This window comes from Rhizobium sp. SVR5-9E (genome assembly GCF_056755095.1).
In genome coordinates, this window is record NZ_JBNDHS010000107.1 from 1 (window position 1) to 18,124 (window position 18,124).

Annotated in this window: 19 protein-coding genes; 15 read left to right on the forward strand and 4 right to left on the reverse strand. The window is 58.9% G+C overall.

Annotated elements, in window-relative coordinates; translation table 11 throughout:
• From ACPYOJ_RS29610 to clpA, 4 genes are all read left to right on the forward strand, one after another.
• The coding region (locus ACPYOJ_RS29610) for a DUF3597 domain-containing protein (RefSeq protein WP_481419436.1) at positions 1 to 298 on the forward strand (298 nt) is incomplete at its 5' end.
• Between the two features lie 239 nt (positions 299 to 537).
• Positions 538 to 909, forward strand: coding sequence for a phasin family protein (locus ACPYOJ_RS29615; protein WP_481419437.1), 372 nt, complete (start codon positions 538 to 540; stop codon positions 907 to 909).
• 261 nt (positions 910 to 1,170) lie between these two features.
• On the forward strand, positions 1,171 to 1,524 hold the full coding sequence (gene clpS, locus ACPYOJ_RS29620) for an ATP-dependent Clp protease adapter ClpS (protein ID WP_168832853.1): 354 nt from the start codon (positions 1,171 to 1,173) through the stop codon (positions 1,522 to 1,524).
• A gap of 10 nt (positions 1,525 to 1,534) precedes the next feature.
• Positions 1,535 to 4,036 (forward strand): ATP-dependent Clp protease ATP-binding subunit ClpA, encoded by a 2,502-nt coding sequence (clpA, locus tag ACPYOJ_RS29625; RefSeq protein ID WP_481419438.1) that lies wholly within the window; start codon positions 1,535 to 1,537, stop codon positions 4,034 to 4,036.
• A 115-nt stretch (positions 4,037 to 4,151) separates the two neighbouring features.
• Here clpA and ACPYOJ_RS29630 read toward each other — a convergent pair whose 3' ends face one another.
• From ACPYOJ_RS29630 to ACPYOJ_RS29645, 4 genes are all read right to left on the reverse strand, one after another.
• A complete protein-coding gene (locus ACPYOJ_RS29630) occupies positions 4,152 to 4,583 on the reverse strand; it encodes an HIT family protein (RefSeq protein WP_481419439.1) in 432 nt (143 codons plus the stop codon).
• Between the two features lie 53 nt (positions 4,584 to 4,636).
• Complete coding sequence (locus tag ACPYOJ_RS29635) at positions 4,637 to 5,827, reverse strand: GNAT family N-acetyltransferase (RefSeq protein ID WP_481419440.1); 1,191 nt, start codon at positions 5,825 to 5,827, stop codon at positions 4,637 to 4,639.
• Between the two features lie 78 nt (positions 5,828 to 5,905).
• The gene (locus ACPYOJ_RS29640) at positions 5,906 to 6,625 is read right to left on the reverse strand and encodes a glycerophosphodiester phosphodiesterase (protein ID WP_481419441.1); all 720 of its coding nucleotides are present in this window, start codon (positions 6,623 to 6,625) and stop codon (positions 5,906 to 5,908) included.
• Positions 6,626 to 7,093, reverse strand: coding sequence for a RidA family protein (locus tag ACPYOJ_RS29645; RefSeq protein ID WP_481419442.1), 468 nt, complete (start codon positions 7,091 to 7,093; stop codon positions 6,626 to 6,628).
• A 139-nt stretch (positions 7,094 to 7,232) separates the two neighbouring features.
• On the opposite strand from ACPYOJ_RS29645, the gene ACPYOJ_RS29650 reads away from it, so the two are divergent.
• From ACPYOJ_RS29650 to bamA, 11 genes are all read left to right on the forward strand, one after another.
• Positions 7,233 to 8,072 (forward strand): cell envelope integrity EipB family protein, encoded by an 840-nt coding sequence (locus tag ACPYOJ_RS29650; protein WP_481419443.1) that lies wholly within the window; start codon positions 7,233 to 7,235, stop codon positions 8,070 to 8,072.
• A gap of 117 nt (positions 8,073 to 8,189) precedes the next feature.
• Positions 8,190 to 8,897, forward strand: a complete 708-nt coding sequence (locus tag ACPYOJ_RS29655; protein ID WP_481419444.1) for a pentapeptide repeat-containing protein — start codon at positions 8,190 to 8,192, stop codon at positions 8,895 to 8,897.
• Between the two features lie 50 nt (positions 8,898 to 8,947).
• Positions 8,948 to 9,592: a metallophosphoesterase family protein gene (locus tag ACPYOJ_RS29660; RefSeq protein WP_481419445.1), complete on the forward strand. Its 645-nt coding sequence runs from the start codon at positions 8,948 to 8,950 to the stop codon at positions 9,590 to 9,592.
• Between the two features lie 239 nt (positions 9,593 to 9,831).
• A complete protein-coding gene (gene rpsB / locus ACPYOJ_RS29665) occupies positions 9,832 to 10,596 on the forward strand; it encodes a 30S ribosomal protein S2 (RefSeq protein WP_481419446.1) in 765 nt (254 codons plus the stop codon).
• 239 nt (positions 10,597 to 10,835) lie between these two features.
• On the forward strand, positions 10,836 to 11,762 hold the full coding sequence (tsf, locus tag ACPYOJ_RS29670; RefSeq protein ID WP_481419447.1) for a translation elongation factor Ts: 927 nt from the start codon (positions 10,836 to 10,838) through the stop codon (positions 11,760 to 11,762).
• A 95-nt stretch (positions 11,763 to 11,857) separates the two neighbouring features.
• Entirely contained in the window at positions 11,858 to 12,580 is a 723-nt protein-coding gene (pyrH, locus tag ACPYOJ_RS29675) for a UMP kinase (RefSeq protein WP_168832809.1), read from the forward strand.
• 52 nt (positions 12,581 to 12,632) lie between these two features.
• The gene (frr, locus tag ACPYOJ_RS29680; protein WP_168832808.1) at positions 12,633 to 13,187 is read left to right on the forward strand and encodes a ribosome recycling factor; all 555 of its coding nucleotides are present in this window, start codon (positions 12,633 to 12,635) and stop codon (positions 13,185 to 13,187) included.
• A 35-nt stretch (positions 13,188 to 13,222) separates the two neighbouring features.
• The gene (locus tag ACPYOJ_RS29685) at positions 13,223 to 13,966 is read left to right on the forward strand and encodes an isoprenyl transferase (RefSeq protein ID WP_481419448.1); all 744 of its coding nucleotides are present in this window, start codon (positions 13,223 to 13,225) and stop codon (positions 13,964 to 13,966) included.
• Entirely contained in the window at positions 13,966 to 14,802 is an 837-nt protein-coding gene (locus ACPYOJ_RS29690; RefSeq protein WP_481419449.1) for a phosphatidate cytidylyltransferase, read from the forward strand. Before ACPYOJ_RS29685 ends, ACPYOJ_RS29690 begins: the two co-directional genes overlap by 1 nt.
• Positions 14,803 to 14,831: 29 nt before the next feature.
• Complete coding sequence (gene rseP, locus ACPYOJ_RS29695) at positions 14,832 to 15,965, forward strand: RIP metalloprotease RseP (protein WP_481419450.1); 1,134 nt, start codon at positions 14,832 to 14,834, stop codon at positions 15,963 to 15,965.
• A 194-nt stretch (positions 15,966 to 16,159) separates the two neighbouring features.
• Positions 16,160 to 18,124 (forward strand): outer membrane protein assembly factor BamA (gene bamA / locus ACPYOJ_RS29700; protein WP_481419451.1); only part of this gene is annotated, 1,965 nt, incomplete at its 3' end.

An 18,124-nucleotide genomic window follows, 5' to 3' on the forward strand; every position in this document is an offset into this window, starting at 1 on the left:
ATCCTCAACAGCGTCGCCGGCTCCTGCGGCTTCGGCGGCCCCCATCGATATTGCTCCTATTCTCGACGCTGCGGTCAAGAAGAGTGGACAGAAGCTGGATTGGCGCCGTTCGATCGTCGACCTGATGAAGGCAGTCGGCATGGATGCAAGCATGTCCGAGCGCAAGGAGCTTGCGGCGGAGCTTGGGTATTCAGGCGACACAAGCGATTCCGCCAAGATGAACATGTTTCTCCACAAGGCGCTGATGAAGAGGCTGTCCGAAAATGGCGGGAAGGTTCCGGCCGATCTGATGGATTGACGCGCTGATCGGCGCAAAGCGCGAGAATGAAGGCTTCGTGATTATATTTGGCGAAGCCTCAGGTTGTGGCTGACTGATATATATCTTTGAAATCAACCAGGCAGGTGCGCGGCTCGTTCCTAATAGCGCGCCGGCAACCCCGGCTGCAATCTCCAGTGGTTGTGCAATGCACAAAAAATGCTTGACTATATATGCGGTGCAGCTAACGTTTCCCAGCCAGCAACACATGGAGGATGGGCATGTTCAACTTTGACGAAACCAGCCGCAAGAGCAGGGAAGCCATGGATACGGTTCTGAAGAGCTATTCCGATACCACCAAGGGCTTCCAGGCGATTGCCACCGAAGCGGCTGATTTTTCCAAGAAGTCTTTCCAGGACGCAGTCAATCACTTCGAGACGCTGTCGGGCGCTCGCAGCTTCGAAGCCGTCTTCGAACTCCAGACCGGCTACATCAAGTCGTCCTACGAGAATTTCATCGCCGAGGCGACGAAGATGGGCGAAATGTATGCCGATCTCGCCAAGGGCGCCTACAAGCCCTATGAAGCGCCGCTCGCCGCTCCGCCGGCCAGGGCGCCGAAAGCTGCAGCTCAGGTAGCGCCCGCAGCCGCATAAGATCGAGGGCGCGAATAGCGCATCCCCTTGAAAAATGGAGACCGGCAACGCATCTGTTGCCGGTCTTTTTTGTTTCCTCAAACCTCGGAAGAAGCCACGCGGGACTTTTTTAGTCTTTGCGTCCGGTCCTGCGGAATTGTGATTGCAGTCGGAAACAAGGGGCTTAAAATCGATGCATTATGAACTAAGTTAGTGTTTCAGATATCCGGTGGGTAAAGCAGCCTCCCATGCACCATTGGACTGATCGAGGAATGAATGAACATGATCGTAAAGCCGATCCGGATGCAGAACGATAGCGAAAGGAACGGGGACAACGGAAATCGCGGAACCTCGGTCATCACACGTACCAAGCCGAAGACCAAGAAGCCCAATCTCTATCGCGTACTCATTCTGAACGATGACTACACTCCGATGGAATTCGTCATCCACATTCTGGAGCGTTTTTTTCAAAAGGATCGTGAAAGTGCCACCCGCATTATGCTCCATGTCCATAACCACGGCGTCGGCGAATGCGGAATATTTACATACGAGGTAGCGGAAACGAAGGTGAGTCAGGTGATGGATTTCGCCCGCCAGCACCAGCATCCGCTGCAATGCGTCATGGAAAAGAAGTGAGGATCTAAACGTGCCAACATTTTCGCCTAGTCTTGAGAAGGCGCTCCATCAGGCACTGACCTTTGCCAACGAGCGGCACCATGAATATGCGACGCTCGAACATCTGCTGCTCGCCTTGATCGACGATGCCGATGCGGCAGCTGTCATGGGTGCATGCAATGTCGACCTCGATGCACTCCGCAAGACGCTGATCGAATACGTCGACAACGAGCTTTCCAATCTGGTCACGGGATATGACGAGGACTCCAAGCCGACCTCCGGCTTCCAGCGCGTCATCCAGCGAGCGGTGATCCACGTGCAGTCGTCGGGACGCGAAGAGGTGACCGGGGCAAACGTCCTCGTCGCAATATTTGCCGAGCGCGAAAGCCATGCGGCCTATTTCCTGCAGGAGCAGGAAATGACCCGCTACGACGCCGTCAACTATATCTCTCACGGTATCGGGAAGCGTCCCGGCTCTTCGGAAGTCCGCAGCCCACGCGGCGCCGAGGACGGCGAGCCCGACAGCAAGCCGAGTGCATCGCGCGGCGGTGAAGAGGAAACTGGTGCCAAGAAGCAGCAGGACGCGCTGAAGGCCTATTGCGTCAATCTCAACGAGAAGGCCAAGAGCGGCAAGATCGATCCGTTGATCGGCCGCAACGCGGAAGTCAGCCGTACCATCCAGGTTCTGTGCCGCCGTTCCAAGAACAACCCGCTCTACGTGGGCGATCCTGGCGTCGGCAAGACCGCGATCGCCGAAGGTCTCGCCAAGCGCATCGTGGAAGGCAAGGTGCCGGAAGCGCTCGCTGACGCCACGATCTTCTCGCTCGACATGGGCACGCTGCTTGCCGGCACGCGTTACCGTGGCGATTTCGAAGAGCGCCTGAAGCAGGTCGTCAAGGAACTGGAAGAATATCCGGGTGCCGTGCTGTTCATCGATGAAATCCATACGGTCATCGGCGCCGGCGCGACCTCGGGTGGCGCAATGGATGCGTCGAACCTGCTGAAGCCGGCGCTTTCCAACGGCGCGATCCGTTGCATCGGCTCGACGACCTACAAGGAATACCGCCAGTTCTTCGAGAAGGACCGTGCTCTCGTCCGCCGCTTCCAGAAGATCGACGTCAACGAGCCGTCGATCGACGATGCGATCGAGATCATGAAGGGCCTGAAGCCCTATTTCGAAGAGTACCACCACCTGCGTTATTCGAACGACGCCATCAAGACTGCCGTCGAGCTTTCGGCCCGCTACATTTCGGACCGCAAGCTGCCGGACAAGGCGATCGACGTCATCGATGAAACGGGCGCTGCGCAAATGCTGCTGCCGCCGTCCAAGCGCCGCAAGCTGATCACCGAAAAGGAGATCGAGGCGACGGTTGCGACCATGGCTCGCATTCCGCCGAAGACCGTGTCGAAGGATGACGAAGCCGTCCTTGCCAATCTCGAGCAGGAACTGCGCTCGGTGGTCTATGGCCAGGATACGGCGATCGAAGCCCTTTCGACCTCGATCAAGCTGGCGCGGGCGGGTCTGCGCGAGCCGAACAAGCCGATCGGCGCTTACGTCTTTTCCGGCCCGACCGGCGTCGGCAAGACGGAAGTCGCCAAGCAGCTTGCCTCCTCGCTTGGTGTCGAGCTGTTGCGCTTCGACATGTCGGAATACATGGAGCGGCACACGGTTTCCCGTCTGCTCGGTGCACCTCCCGGCTATGTCGGCTTCGATCAGGGCGGCCTCTTGACCGATGGCGTCGATCAGCATCCGCATTGCGTGGTTCTGCTCGACGAAATCGAGAAGGCGCATCCGGATATCTACAACATCCTGCTGCAGGTCATGGACCATGGCGCTCTGACGGATCATAACGGCAAGAAGATCGACTTCCGCAACGTCATCCTGATCATGACGACCAATGCGGGCGCGTCGGAAATGGCCAAGGCTGCGATCGGCTTCGGTTCGTCCAAGCGCACCGGCGAGGACGAGGAAGCGCTGAACCGCCTCTTCACGCCCGAGTTCCGCAACCGTCTCGACGCGATTATCCCTTTCGCGGCGCTGCCGACGGCGGTGATCCACAAGGTCGTGCAGAAGTTCATCATGCAGCTCGAAGCGCAATTGTCCGAGCGCAATGTCACCTTCGATCTGCAGGAAGACGCGGTCGACTGGCTGGCGGAAAAGGGTTACGACGACAAGATGGGCGCGCGCCCGCTCGCCCGCTTGATCCAGGAAGTCATCAAGAAGCCGCTGGCGAACGAAATCCTCTTCGGCAAGCTGAAGAAGGGCGGCGTCGTCAACGTCAAGGTCGGCCCGAAGGAAGACGGCAAGCCCGGCATCGTTCTGGAAGCCATTCCGGAATCCGCGCCGATCAAGCCGAAGCGGGAGGCCGAAACCGTTCATCCCGAAGCAGACGGCGAGGATGACGGCGAGCTGAAGACGAAGGCAAAGGCCAAGAAGGCTCCAGCCAGGAAGGCAAGGGCGCAAGCCGAGGCCGAGGTCAGGAGCGCGACGAGGAAGGGCAGCACGGTGCCGAAGGTGCCGCGCAAGAAGTAATCGTCACCGGCAGGTGAATTGAAGAAAGGCCGCAGTGATGCGGCCTTTTTTATTGCTTCTCAAACTTTTGCAGGAATGAGGGAGGACATGCAGCTGAGCGGTGCTGCGAAGCCCTTCAGTTCCCCAGCTCGCCTTTGATCTTCTCGGCGTTCGCTGCAAGCACGTCGCCATCCTCCATCTTGCCGGAATGCGGCTTCAGCGGAATGCCCTCGTGGCGGGGGATGACGTGGAAGTGGAGATGAAACACGGTCTGGCCGGCCGCCGGCTCATTGAACTGGATGACCAGGACGCCATCCGCATCGAAGGCGTCCTTCACGGCGCTTGCGATTTTCTGCACGACGGTGATGGCATGCGAAATCGTGGCCGGGTTGGCATCGAGAATGTTGCGCGATGGCGCTTTCGGAACGACGAGCACATGGCCCGGGGCCTGCGGCATGACGTCCATGAAGGCGACCGTGTGCTCGTCCTCGTAGACGCGATGCGACGGGATCTCGCCACGAAGAATCTTGGCAAAGATATTGTCGTCATCGTAAGCGGCGCTGCTCATCTCGAAATCTCCTCGTTTTCCGGTGCTCGGGTAGCGCGGCAAAGGCGCGGACGTCAATCCTCCTGCTGCCGCTCGCCTTTGCGGAAGGGGCTGTGCTCGGAGAGGATCTCGTTCATCTGCTCCACGTCCTCGCGCTCGTGTTGGAGGTAATCGGCAATCGCACGCCGCAGGCCCGCATGGGCGACATAGTGCGCCGAATGCGTTGTCACCGGCAGGTAACCACGCGCAAGTTTGTGCTCACCCTGTGCGCCCGCCTCGACTCGCTTGAGGCCCTTGGCAAGTGCGAAGTCGATCGCCTGATGATAGCAGACCTCGAAATGCAGGTAGGGGTGGTCTTCAATGCAGCCCCAATGGCGCCCGTAAAGCGTGTCGCCGCCGATGAAATTGATCGCGCCCGCAACATATCGGCCATTGTGCTTGGCCATGACGAGCAGGATGTCTTCCGGCATGCGCTCGCCGATCAGCGAATAGAATTCGCGGGTGAGATAGGGCCTTCCCCACTTGCGGCCGCCCGTATCCATGTAGAAGGCGAAGAACTCGTCCCAGATGCGTTCGGTAAGATCGCTGCCGGTCAGCCAGTCTATGGTGATGCCGTTTTCGAGTGCGGTGCGGCGCTCCTTCCGCAGCGCCTTGCGCTTGCGCGAAGCGAGGGTTTCGAGGAATTCCTCGTGGTTGGCATAGCCTTCGTTGATGAAATGGAATTGCTGGTCGGTCCGGTGCAGATAGCCGTCGCTCTCGAACACGGAAATCTCGTCTTCCGGCACGAAGGTGATATGGGCCGACGAGACGCCGAGCTGGCGGACGACCTCTTTCATACTCTCTGCGATGGCATTCTGGATCGGCCGGCGCTCCAGACCCTCGGCAACGAGCAGCCGCGGGCCGGTCGCGGGTGTGAAGGGGATCGAGCATTGCAGTTTCGGGTAATAGCGCCCGCCGGCCCGCTCGAAGGCGTCCGCCCAGCCATGGTCGAAGACGTATTCGCCGCGGCTGTGGTTCTTCAGGTAGCCAGGCAGGGCGCCGATCAGCTCACCCTTGTCCGTCTCCAACAGAAGATGATGGCCGAGCCAACCGGTTTGTGCCGTGGCCGAGCCTGACTCTTCGAGCGACGAGAGGAAGGCGTGCGACAGGAAGGGATTGTAGGCGAGCGTCTTGCCTTCCTTGGATGTCCCGGAAAGCCTGGACCAGCTCTCCGGGGAAATCGCGGTGAAGGACCGCTCGACGCGGATCGATAATTCGTCTGTCATGGAACAAATGCGAGGCCGTTTGGGGGAGGATTTTGGCTCTCCTTCAGTCTGCGCATGACTTTGTCCAAAAAGCGAGCGTCAAACCGAAACCCGGGGATCGAAACCTTCGAACGTCATCTGATCGGCATGCTCGAAGGTATGCTGGCGCGCCTTTTCGTCGCGGACCGTCCAAGTAATGACCGGGATGCCTTTTGCACGCTGGGCGGTGATGAAGGCGTTCGGCAGGTCGGCGAAGAAATAGGAGATGAAATCGAGGCCGATCTCCATCGCCCGTTCATGGTTGGCGAATTCCTCCGGCTTGTTGCCGCCGGCGGTGAGCCCGAGCGGGTAGGGCGCGTTCAATGCCTTGAGATCGCGCAGCAGCCAATGATCGAAGCTCATCAGCGCGATTTTGCCATCGTAGCCTTCCAGCACTTCGAGGACGGCTTCTGCGAAGCCTTCGTCATCCGCCTCGCGGCCCTTGAGTTCGAGGACGAGTGGGACTTTGCCTTGTACAAGATCGAGCAGCTGCTTGAGCGTCGGGATCTTGTCGGCCGTGCCGCCGACCGACAGCAGCCCGAGCTCCCGGGAGGTGCGCTCGCGGATGTCGCCCTTCATGTTGCCGAGGCGCTCGAGATTCTCGTCGTGGAAGACGATCGGCACGCCATCCGAGGCATAATGGAGATCGCACTCGATGGCAAAACCGGCTTCGACGGCGCGGGCGAAGGCAGAAAGCGTGTTTTCCCAGACGAGCTTGTTGGTGTCGTGATAGCCGCGATGGGCGACCGGCAGTTCCTTGATCCAGGCAGCGGAGGTCATTTATGCAATTTCCATGATGGCGTCGATTTCGACTGCGGCGTTAAGGGGCAGGGCGGCCATGCCGACGGCCGCGCGGGCATGCTTTCCGGCATCGCCGAGAATGCCGGCGATCAGGTTCGAGGCGCCATTGATGACAAAATGCTGCTCGACGAAGTCCGGGGCGGAGGCGACAAAACCGTTCAGTTTGATGACGCGCTTGATACGGCCGAGATCGCCTCCGAGCGCGGCCTTCGCCTGCGCGAGGATATTGATGGCGCACAGTTCAGCGCCACGCTGGCCCGCGGGAACGACGACATCTCTGCCGAGATGGCCGGTCACCGCGACCTTGCCACCTTCGATCGGGAGCTGGCCGGAAATATAGAGGAGGTTGCCGCTAATCACATAAGGAACATAATTGGCAGCGGGGGCGGCGGCTTCCGGAAGGGTTATTCCCATTTCCTTCAGGCGAGCCTCGATTTGATTCGACATTTTCGTCTCCGCTTTTTGTTGTAGGTTCTTCAAAAAACTATGTATCGAGACTAGAATCTTTGCCTGTGACATTTTCGAGCCTCGATTTGGCCGAAAGCGTTCTTATATCATCGCGGCCGAGTCCAACAGGAGATAATGGATGTTCCGACCGAGTCTTGCCGCTCTTCTTATCGCAGGCGTCTCATCGAGTGCCTGGGCTGGGGCACCTGCGTCCGGCGCGGCGATCGCCTCCGGTCTTGTCGCCCACCGGGCGATATATGACCTCGAGCTGAAGGACGCCACGGAACGCTCCGGTATCGCCGGCATGTTTGGCCGCATGGTTTACGAGTTCGACGGCAATTATTGCGAAGGTTTCACGACGAATTTTCGCTTCGTGACGCAGATCGACACCGGAGACAGCACGCGTGTCAGCGATCAGCAGACGAAGACCTTCGAGAACCTGAAGGACCGCAAGTTTACCTTCGAGACGAAGTCGTTCACCGACGACCAGCTCGACAAGGAAGTGAACGGCGAGGCAAACAACAAGGCCGATGGCGTGACCGTCGATCTGAAGCGCCCGCAGAGCAAGGAACTGCAGCTTGCTCAAAGCCGCTTTCCGACGGAGCACATGCTCGACGTGATCGAGAATGCCAAGGCCGGCAAGCGCTTCTTCGAGGCTCGCGTCTTTGACGGCTCCGACGATGGGGACAAGGCGTTGGCGACGACGACGGTCGTCGGCAAGCAGGTCACGCCGGTAGCCGGAGATGAGACGGATGCGGGCAATGCCGGCGCTTTCGCCAATGAGGCCTTCTGGCCGGTGACGATCTCCTATTTCAACGAAAATACGAAATCGGATGCGCTGCCCGTCTATCGTATGTCCTTCAAGCTTTACGAGAACGGCATTACACGCGACCTTACCATGGACTACGGTGACTTCGTGCTGACCGGTAAGCTCGCGAAGCTGGAGATGCTCAACAAGAAAGCGGACACCTGCAAGTGAACCGCAACGGATGAGGCGCATACTCCGGGAGGCATGATGCCTCGCCTTTCCTTTTCGTGCGCATAATCAGAATTCAGTCACCATTGGTAGCCGGCGTTGCCGGCAAGGGGAACGGGTATGAAGAACTTGCCATCAACTGCACGTCCAGGTTTCTTGATGGCGCTTGTCGTCACCGCCGTTGTATCGGCCGGCAATGCTATGGCGGACGATTGCCGTCGCACGCCTGAGTCCGGTATCGACTGGAGCGAGTGCACCAAGAAGAACCTGATGCTGGAAGGCAGCGATCTCCAGAAAGCGACTCTCATCGGAACCGACCTGACGCAGACCAGCCTCAAAAATGTCAACCTCACGGCGGCCAACCTCGAGAAGGCAACGCTGGTGCGGGCCTGGCTTGAAGGCGTAAAGGCTGACAATGCCAGGTTCGACAAGATTGAGGCCTACCGCGCGGTATTCCAGCATGCGTCGGCGCAACGCGCATCCTTTGTCAGCGCTGAGTTGCAGCGGGCGGATTTCACCGGCGCACAGCTTTCCGGGGCCAATTTCGAAAAGGCCGAGCTCGGGCGCGCGAATTTTGAGCAGGCGGTTCTAACAGGCGCGACATTTTCACTCGCGAATCTGTCGCGTGCCGACCTCGGCGGCGCAACCCTGGGAGGTCCCGTCAATTTCGATCGCGCCTTCATGTTCCTGACGAGGATAGAGGGCCTCGATCTTTCCGCTGCAACAGGGCTTCAACAATCGCAGGTCGATCTGACCTGCGGGGATTCGTCGACCAAGCTTCCTGCCGGCCTCAAGCCCCCAGCCAACTGGCCCTGCCCATCTGACTGAGTGGGAACGCAACCATAGCAGTGAAGTTATGTCCCGCAGGAGGCGTCGACATGAATTTCACGTTTGCCGTGGGTGACATTCACGGCTGCCTGGAGCCACTGAGAGAGATGCTGGATCGCATCGGTGGCCGCGCGCACAGCGGTACGGTGGTCTTCCTCGGCGACTATGTGGACCGCGGTCCCGACAGCAAGGGCGTTGTCGATCTCCTAATGAGCGGACCAGGCAGCGGATCCTGGCGCTGGATATGTCTGATGGGGAACCATGAGGACATGATGCTGCGCGCCTATGGCAGTGATGAGGAATATATCTGGTGGCTCGAAAACGGCGGGTTCCAGACCGAGCTTTCCTATGGCGGCAGGGTAGCATTTGGGCATCTGGTTTGGGCCGGCAAGCTGCCTTTGATGCACGTCGATGATCATCGTATATTCGTGCATGCCGGCGTGGTTCCGGAACGCGCCCTCAATATGCAGAGGCCGGACGACCTGCTTTGGCTAAGGGTGCCCGATGATTATTCGACGGATTATTGGGGAAAGCATCTGTGCCACGGCCACACGCCCTCAGATCGGAATCCCATAACGGTCGCCAACCGGACGAACGTCGACAGCGGATGCGTATTTGGCGGTACGCTTTCGTGCGCCGTGTTCGACGATTCGCTGGCTGGCGGCCCGATTGAGTTTATCCAAGTACCGGCTTAACGGGGTGATCGTCGACGCGATTTGTGTGTCGCGGCGCGACGCAGCGCATTTAGAACAGCTCGGTGGCGGTTTTTTCCGCGAATGTCTTGCATTTCTAGCCGATCGAAGGTAAGGGCACCCGCATTCCACACGTAAGGCATGGGATTGTCCGGGAGAAATCCGGATTTTTCCGCCGGTGGCATCTTCGAAGAGGATGCTGTTCGCCTTGCGGAGGTTCAACCGGAAAAGGAGTCAAAGGCATGGCATTGCCTGATTTTTCTATGCGCCAGCTTCTGGAAGCTGGTGTTCACTTCGGCCACCAGACCCATCGCTGGAACCCGAAGATGAAGCCGTACATTTTCGGCGATCGTAACAACATCCACATCATCGACCTGGCCCAGACCGTTCCGATGCTGTCGCGCGCCTTGCAGGTCATCAGCGATACCGTCGCCCGTGGCGGCCGCGTTCTGTTCGTCGGCACCAAGCGCCAGGCTTCGGAAATCATCGCCGATGCAGCAAAGCGTTCCGCTCAGTACTACGTCAACTCGCGTTGGCTCGGCGGCATGATGACGAACTGGAAGACGATCTCCAACTCGATCCAGCGTCTGCGCAAGCTCGACGAAATCCTCGCTGGCGACGCCCAGGGCTTCACCAAGAAGGAACGTCTGAACCTCGAGCGCGAGCGCGAAAAGCTCGACAAGGCTCTCGGTGGTATCAAGGACATGGGCGGCACGCCGGACCTGATGTTCATCATCGACACCAACAAGGAAAAGATCGCGATCGACGAAGCCAAGCGCCTCGGCATTCCGGTCGTTGCGATCATCGACTCGAACTGCGATCCGGACCTGATCGACTATCCGATCCCGGGCAACGACGACGCTTCGCGCGCCATCGCTCTCTACTGCGACCTGGTTTCGCGTGCTGCCATCGACGGTATCGCCCGTCAGCAGAGCGCATCGGGCCGCGACCTCGGCGCTTCGGTTGAAGCTCCGACCGAGCCGGCGCTCGACGAGGCTCAAGCCTGATAACCAGGCGGACGGGCCCTGCGGCCCGTCCAGCTTGACTGGATTGGGAAAGGCCGCGCGAGATCTGCGAAGCTCCGGCGGCCTTGACCTTTTTAGGCGGCAGCTTTGCCCAGGCCGCCTAACGAGTTCTATTATGACGCGTCTTCATCACGCTGTCATACATACAGGTACATTTCGTGCCTCAATCCGGTGGCGCATGGCACGTTGCGGACCACCGTATAACCGACAAGAGGAAGCTTATGACCGAGATTACGGCTGCACTGGTGAAGGAACTGCGCGAAAAGTCCGGCGCGGGCATGATGGACTGCAAGAAGGCGCTGACGGAAACCAACGGCGACATCGAAGCAGCGATCGACTGGCTGCGCGCCAAGGGCATTTCCAAGGCTGACAAGAAGTCCGGCCGCACCGCTGCTGAAGGCCTGATCGGCATCGCTGGCGCCGGTCACAAGGCAGTCGTCGTCGAGCTCAACTCCGAGACCGACTTCGTTGCCCGTAACGACGCCTTTCAGGATCTCGTTCGCGGCGTCGCCAACGTTGCTCTGGCGACCAACGGCACCGTTGAAGCCATTTCGGCTGCGACCTATCCGGCGTCCGGCAAGCCGGTTGCCGATACCATCAAGGACGCGATCGCGACGATCGGCGAGAACATGACCCTGCGTCGTGCAGCCAAGGTGGAAGTTGAGCACGGCGTTGTTGCAACCTACATCCACAATGCTGCCGGCGACGGTATCGGCAAGCTCGGCGTTCTGGTTGCCCTGAAGTCGAATGGTGACAAGGCCGTTCTGACGTCCATCGGCCGTCAGGTCGCCATGCACATTGCTGCAACCAATCCGCTCGCCATCCGCGCTGAAGAAGTCGATGCCTCCGTTGCAGAGCGTGAACGCAACGTCTTCATCGAACAGGCCCGCGAATCCGGCAAGCCGGAAGCCATCATTGAAAAGATGGTAGACGGCCGCATGCGCAAGTTCTTCGAGGAAGTTGCCCTTCTCTCGCAGGCTTTCGTGATCAACCCCGACCTGACGGTCGGTGCTGCGGTCAAGGAAGCTGAAAAGGAAGCCGGCGCGCCGATCGAGATCACCGGCATGGCCCGCCTGCTCCTCGGCGAAGGCGTCGAGAAGGAAGAAAGCGACTTCGCAGCCGAAGTCGCAGCAGCTGCCAAGGGCTGATAAAACCTTATAGAATGTGAAAACGGCGGGGCATCGCGTGACAACGCGGTGCCCTTCGTGTATCCGGCAGTCATGCCAATAAACAAGGAGCCAAGATGTCGTTAGAGCCTGTCTATAAACGCGTTCTACTCAAGGCTTCCGGCGAAGCGCTCATGGGAAGCCAGGGATTCGGCATCGACGTTGCGGTGGCTGACCGCATCGCTTCGGATATCGCCGAAGCCCGGAAGATGGGCGTTGAGGTCGGTGTCGTTGTCGGCGGCGGCAACATTTTTCGCGGGGTAGCGGTCGCCTCCAAGGGCGGGGACCGTGTGACAGGCGACCACATGGGCATGCTCGGCACGGTGATCAATGCGTTGGCACTCGCTACATCGCTGCGCAAACTGAATGTCGACACGGTTGTGCTTTCGGCGATTTCGATGCCGGAACTCTGCGAGAGCTTTTCGCAGCGGGCGACGCTCTATCATCTTTCGATGGGCCGGGTGGTGATCTTCGCCGGCGGCACCGGCAATCCGTTCTTCACGACGGATTCCGCAGCCGCTCTTCGCGCTGCCGAAATGGGTGCGGAGGCGATCTTCAAGGGCACGCAGGTCGATGGCATCTATTCTGCCGATCCGAAGAAGGATCCGACGGCTACCCGTTTCGACCACCTGACGCACAAGGAAGTGCTCGAAAGGGGCCTTGCCGTCATGGACATCGCCGCCGTCGCCCTTGCTCGCGAAAATTCCATTCCGATCATCGTCTTCTCGATTCACGAGAAGGGCGGATTTGCTGAAATCTTGACGGGCGGTGGCCTCAAGACCATCGTATCGGATAACTGACTAGAAGACAGCGCTGCAACCGCGGCGCGTCAGAGTGACGGGAGCATCGACTATGACTGAAGAAATCAAGGAACTGAAGCGCCGCATGGACGGCGCGGTTTCCGCATTCAAGCACGATATCGCATCGTTGCGCACTGGCCGCGCCTCGGCCAACATTCTGGACCCGGTCACGGTCGAAGCCTATGGCTCGCGCTTGCCATTGAACCAGGTTGCTAATATTACCGTGCCCGAGCCGCGGATGCTTTCGGTATCCGTCTGGGACAAGTCGATGGTCGGCGCGACGGATCGCGCCATACGCGAATCGAATCTCGGCCTCAACCCGATCGTCGACGGACAGAACTTGCGCATTCCGCTGCCGGAACTCAATGAAGAGCGCCGCAAGTCGCTGGTCAAGGTCGCCCATGACTATGCGGAAAAGAGCAAGGTCGCGATTCGCCATGTGCGCCGTGACGGCATGGAAGGGCTCAAGAAGGCCGAAAAGGACGGCGTCCTGAGCCAGGATGACAGCCGTGCGCAGTCCGAACGTGTACAGAAGATGACGGATGAGATGATTTCCGAGATCGACCGCTTGCTTGCGGACAAGGAAAAGGAAATCATGCAGGTTTAGGGCGTTCTCCTGCGCCCCTGGAGACCAGACGGATAATGTCGGAACCAGCATTCTTGAGCATGCCAGAACATGTTGCGATCATCATGGATGGCAACGGCCGTTGGGCAAAGCAGCGAGGGCTGCCGCGTGCAATGGGTCACCGCAAAGGTGTGGAGGCCGTTCGCGAGACCGTGCGCGCCGCCGGGGATGCAGGCATTAAATACCTGACGCTCTTTGCCTTTTCTTCAGAGAACTGGCGCCGGCCGGAAGCCGAGGTCACAGACCTGATGGGGTTGCTGAAGGCCTTCATCAGGCGGGATCTCGCGGAACTGCATGCGCAGAACGTGCGGATCAAGATCATCGGCGACAGGCAGAGCCTCCGCAGCGATATTCTCAACCTTCTGCTCGAGGCTGAGGAGACGACGCGCGACAACACGGCGCTGACCCTGGTTATTGCCTTCAACTATGGCTCGCGCGACGAGATCGCCCGAGCCATGACGAGCGTTGCCAGGGATATCGAGGCCGGACGGCTGCAGGCGGGGGACATCACGCCCGAACTCATCAATGCGCGGCTGGACACAGCCGGCATTCCCGATCCCGACCTCATCATTCGCACCAGCGGCGAAGAGCGGCTCTCGAACTTCCTTCTCTGGCAGGCGGCCTATTCCGAATTCGTCTTCGTGCCGGAGTACTGGCCGGATTTCAGCCGCGAACTCTTTTATGCCGCACTTGAGAAATTCGCGGCGCGCGATCGCCGGTTCGGGGGCATTTCGGCGCAGGCGGCCGCAGTAGGTAGCTGATGCAGCAGGAACTGAAACTTCGCGTCGTTTCAGGCGTCGTTCTGGCAATCATCGTGCTTGCGGCGACATGGTACGGCGGCTTTGCCTTCCGGTTGCTGTCGGCTGTGATCGGCCTGCTCATCTATTATGAATGGTCGACGATCACGCGGTTGCAAGGCGAACAACCGGTTGCGAATGCAGCGGGCTGGATAGGGCAGGCGGCGATTGCCGTTGCGATCCTGCTCGGCCGCTTCGATTTTGCGCTGAGCTTGCTTGTCTTTTTCTTCGCTGTCGCGATCGGCTTCGTTGTCGCCCGCAGTGCCAACTGGTGGTTTCCGGCAGGCGTGGTCTACGCGGGATTGACCGGCATCGCGCTGGCCGAGATCCGGGGTGCCGACACCGCCGGACTGCATGCAATGCTCTTCGTCTTCGCCGTGGTTTGGGCCACCGACATTCTTGCCTATTTCGTTGGGCGTGCAATCGGCGGGCCGAAGCTAGCGCCCAGGATTTCACCGGGAAAGACACAATCGGGTGCCCTGGGAGGTGCGGTCTCGGCCGTTGTCGCCGGCAGTCTCGTCGCCTATTTCTTCATCCCGGAGGCGGATTGGCTGATGGCGGCTGCCGTCGCCTTCATTCTTTCCGTCTGCAGCCAGGCGGGCGATCTGTTTGAATCTTTCATCAAGCGCCGGTTCGGCGTAAAAGATTCCAGCCGTCTCATTCCGGGACACGGCGGCGTTATGGACCGGGTCGATGGGCTGATTGTCGCTTGTTTTGCGGCGTTCTTGCTCGCGACATTATTTTCCCTGATAAAAGGGGATGGCATGGCGCCGCTCGGCGCCGCCTTGTTCGGTCTCTGATAAATGCGTGAGCGCAGCGGAAGGATTTCATGGAAGGCTTGACCAGTATATTCGGCTTTCTGACGGGCTACATCATTCCCTTCGTCGTGGTTCTGTCGCTGCTCGTCTTTGTGCACGAGATGGGGCACTATCTCGTCGGCCGCTGGAGCGGCATTCGCGTGCTTGCCTTTTCGGTCGGTTTCGGACCGGAGATCGCGGGCTTTACCGACCGGCATGGCACACGGTGGAAGATCTCGGCGATTCCGCTTGGCGGCTACGTGCGCTTTTTCGGCGACGAAGATGCGTCGAGCAAGCCTGATATGGACAAGCTCAAAACGATGTCGCCAGAGGACCGTGAGCGTTCATTTGCAGGGGCGAAGCTCTGGAAGCGGGCGGCGACCGTAGCGGCCGGTCCGATCGCCAATTTCCTGCTTGCGATCATCATCTTTGCAACGCTTTTTTCGATCTACGGCCGTTCGGTCGCCGACCCCGTCGTTGCCGAAGTGAAGCCGCAAAGCGCTGCAGCCGAAGCTGGCATATTGCCCGGCGACCTGCTCTTTGCGATCGACGGCGCGAAAGTCGAGACCTTCGATGATGTGCGGCGCTACGTCAGCATCCGTCCGGAACAGCGGATTGTGGTCACGATCGAGCGAAACGGCGAGAAGATGGACCTGCCGATGGTGCCGAAGCGCACCGACATGACCGACCAGTTTGGTAACAAGATCGAGATCGGCCTGATCGGCATCGTCACGAACCAGGAAGTCGGCCATTTCCGCGTGCAGACGTATACGCCGCTCGCGGCGCTGCGGGAGGGTACGGTCCAGACCTGGTATATCGTCACCGGCACCTTCAAGTATATCGGCAATCTCTTTGAGGGCTATATGAAGCCTGATCAGCTCGGAGGTCCCATCCGCGTAGCGCAAGCTTCGGGCCAGATGGCAACGCTAGGTGTTGCTGCCTTGCTTCAGCTCGCTGCAGTATTGTCGGTTTCCATCGGACTACTGAATTTGATGCCAGTTCCGGTACTTGATGGCGGCCATCTGATGTTCTATGCGATTGAGGCAGTTAGGGGAAAACCTTTGGGAGCATCGGCTCAGGAAATTGCATTCCGCATTGGCTTGGCTATGGTCCTTTCCCTGATGGTTTTTGCTACCTGGAATGACATCAGCGCGTTGATTGGCTGACGCGCTTGGTGGAGGGAAATTACCGTTTATTTACGATGTTTCAAAGCTGTAGTGGCGAATGGGTCACGCTTCGAAATGAAGTAAACAGAAATTAACTCGCTACCTTGCTTGTAGGGCAAAAGCGGGTAAAACGACACACGTGCCGGAATCGGGTTCGCCCGGAGACGGGGACGAGAAAAAAGGTAATGGGTGAAATGAAGGCTGGTTCAAGATTTTTGAACGCAGTATCGGCGGTTGCGCTGTCTGCAGGTATCGTTGCTTCGGGCGCAGGTGCAATTACGATCGTTTCCGCGACTGCTGCGGAAGCAGCCGTTATCCAGCGTATCGACGTGCGCGGAGCCAGCCGCGTTGGCGCCGAAGCCGTCCGGTCCAATCTTACGATCACCCCCGGCAAGAGTTTTTCAAACACCGACATCGATGACTCGGTGAAGCAGCTCTACGGCACCGGCTATTTCTCCGACGTGAAGATTTCGGTCTCCGGTAGCACGCTCGTCGTTACCGTCGAGGAAGCTCAGCTCGTCAATCAGGTCGTCTTCAACGGCAACCGCAAGATCAAGGACGACAAGCTTGCGACCGTGGTGCAGACACACGCAGCCGGTCCTTACAACGATGCGCAGATCCAGGCAGACATCGCGGCGATCAAGGAAGCCTACGCTGCGACCGGCCGTAGTGAAGTTCAGGTGACGACGCAGGTCGTTCCGCTCGGCGAAGGCCGCGTGAACCTTGCCTTCGTCATCGATGAAGGCGATCGCACGAAGATCGCAGGTATCAATTTCGTAGGCAATAACGCCTACAGCTCCAGCCGCCTCGCTGCCGTAATCAGCACCAAGCGCTCGAACTTCCTGTCGTTCCTGACCCGCAAGGACGTTTACAACGAAGATCGCCTTCATGCCGACGAAGAGGCGCTGCGCCAGTTCTATTTCAACCGCGGTTATGCCGACTTCAAGATTATCTCTTCGGACGCCTCTTTCGACGAGACCACCAACAAGTACACGCTGACCTTCAATATGGAGGAGGGGCCGCGTTACAACTTTGGTCCCATCACCGTGCAGTCGACGGTCGAGGGCGTCAGCGCCGATCAGCTTCAAGGCCTGGTGACGACGCACGAGGGCGAGGTCTATAGCGCCAAGGACGTCCAGCGATCCATCGAAGCCATTTCGGACCAGGTTGCTTCGGCGGGCTACCCATTCGCGCGTGTGACGCCTCGCGGCAATCGCGATCTCGGCAACAATACCATCGGTGTCGAATATCTCGTCGATCAGGGCGAGCGTGCTTACATCGAACGCATCGAGATTCGCGGTAACAGCCGCACGCGTGACTACGTCATCCGTCGCGAGTTCGACATGAGCGAAGGCGACGCCTTCAATCAGCAGATGATCACCAAGGCGAAGCGTCGTCTTGAGGCGCTCGGCTTCTTCTCGTCGGTCAATATCACGACCCAGCCCGGCAGTTCGCCTGACCGCGTCGTGGTCGTCGTCGATGTTCAGGATCAGTCGACGGGTTCGTTCGGTATCGGTGCCGGTTACGCCGCTGGCGGCGACGGCCTGCTCCTGGAAGCCTCTATCGAGGAAAAGAACTTCCTCGGTCGCGGCCAATACATCAGGGTTTCTGCTGGTGGCGGCGTCGAAGGATCGCAGTCTTACGGCTTGAGCTTCACTGAGCCTTACTTCCTGGGTTATCGTCTGGCGACCGGCTTCGACCTCAATCACAGCCAAACCTCGAGCAACGACAACTACGACTATACGGAAGACAGCGCCATTCTTCGTACGACGGCGCCGATCACGGAAGATCTGGCGACGACGTTCCGCTACAACTTCAAGCGGATGGATTACGACGCCGACGGCAACGACCTGAGCGATCTGTCTGACACCTATCAGCACCTGGTCACTGACGGGCCGTGGATCCGTTCATCGGTTTCCAACACGCTCACCTACAACACGCTCGATGACATGACGCTGCCGCGTGAAGGCGTGTACGCGACGCTGACGAACGAAATTGCCGGTTTGGGCGGCGATTCGCAGTACTACAAGATCTACGGCAAGGCGCGGTATTATCATCTGCTGGCCGATGATGCCGATATCATTGGATCGGTTGCTGCTGGCGCAGGCTATGTTGTCGGCTTCGGAAGCGATTTGAACGTCTTCGACCAGTTCACGCTC

Bases quoted from the DNA above. Each gene is read 5' to 3' on its own strand.
- ACPYOJ_RS29615 (WP_481419437.1), top strand. From the start codon at position 538: ATGTTCAACTTTGACGAAACCAGCCGCAAGAGCAGGGAAGCCATGGAT.
- clpS (WP_168832853.1), top strand. From the start codon at position 1,171: ATGATCGTAAAGCCGATCCGGATGCAGAACGATAGCGAAAGGAACGGG.
- ACPYOJ_RS29630 (WP_481419439.1), bottom strand. From the start codon at position 4,583: ATGAGCAGCGCCGCTTACGATGACGACAATATCTTTGCCAAGATTCTT.
- ACPYOJ_RS29635 (WP_481419440.1), bottom strand. From the start codon at position 5,827: ATGACAGACGAATTATCGATCCGCGTCGAGCGGTCCTTCACCGCGATT.
- ACPYOJ_RS29640 (WP_481419441.1), bottom strand. From the start codon at position 6,625: ATGACCTCCGCTGCCTGGATCAAGGAACTGCCGGTCGCCCATCGCGGC.
- ACPYOJ_RS29645 (WP_481419442.1), bottom strand. From the start codon at position 7,093: ATGTCGAATCAAATCGAGGCTCGCCTGAAGGAAATGGGAATAACCCTT.
- ACPYOJ_RS29650 (WP_481419443.1), top strand. From the start codon at position 7,233: ATGTTCCGACCGAGTCTTGCCGCTCTTCTTATCGCAGGCGTCTCATCG.
- ACPYOJ_RS29655 (WP_481419444.1), top strand. From the start codon at position 8,190: ATGAAGAACTTGCCATCAACTGCACGTCCAGGTTTCTTGATGGCGCTT.
- ACPYOJ_RS29660 (WP_481419445.1), top strand. From the start codon at position 8,948: ATGAATTTCACGTTTGCCGTGGGTGACATTCACGGCTGCCTGGAGCCA.
- rpsB (WP_481419446.1), top strand. From the start codon at position 9,832: ATGGCATTGCCTGATTTTTCTATGCGCCAGCTTCTGGAAGCTGGTGTT.
- tsf (WP_481419447.1), top strand. From the start codon at position 10,836: ATGACCGAGATTACGGCTGCACTGGTGAAGGAACTGCGCGAAAAGTCC.
- pyrH (WP_168832809.1), top strand. From the start codon at position 11,858: ATGTCGTTAGAGCCTGTCTATAAACGCGTTCTACTCAAGGCTTCCGGC.
- frr (WP_168832808.1), top strand. From the start codon at position 12,633: ATGACTGAAGAAATCAAGGAACTGAAGCGCCGCATGGACGGCGCGGTT.
- ACPYOJ_RS29685 (WP_481419448.1), top strand. From the start codon at position 13,223: ATGTCGGAACCAGCATTCTTGAGCATGCCAGAACATGTTGCGATCATC.
- ACPYOJ_RS29690 (WP_481419449.1), top strand. From the start codon at position 13,966: ATGCAGCAGGAACTGAAACTTCGCGTCGTTTCAGGCGTCGTTCTGGCA.
- rseP (WP_481419450.1), top strand. From the start codon at position 14,832: ATGGAAGGCTTGACCAGTATATTCGGCTTTCTGACGGGCTACATCATT.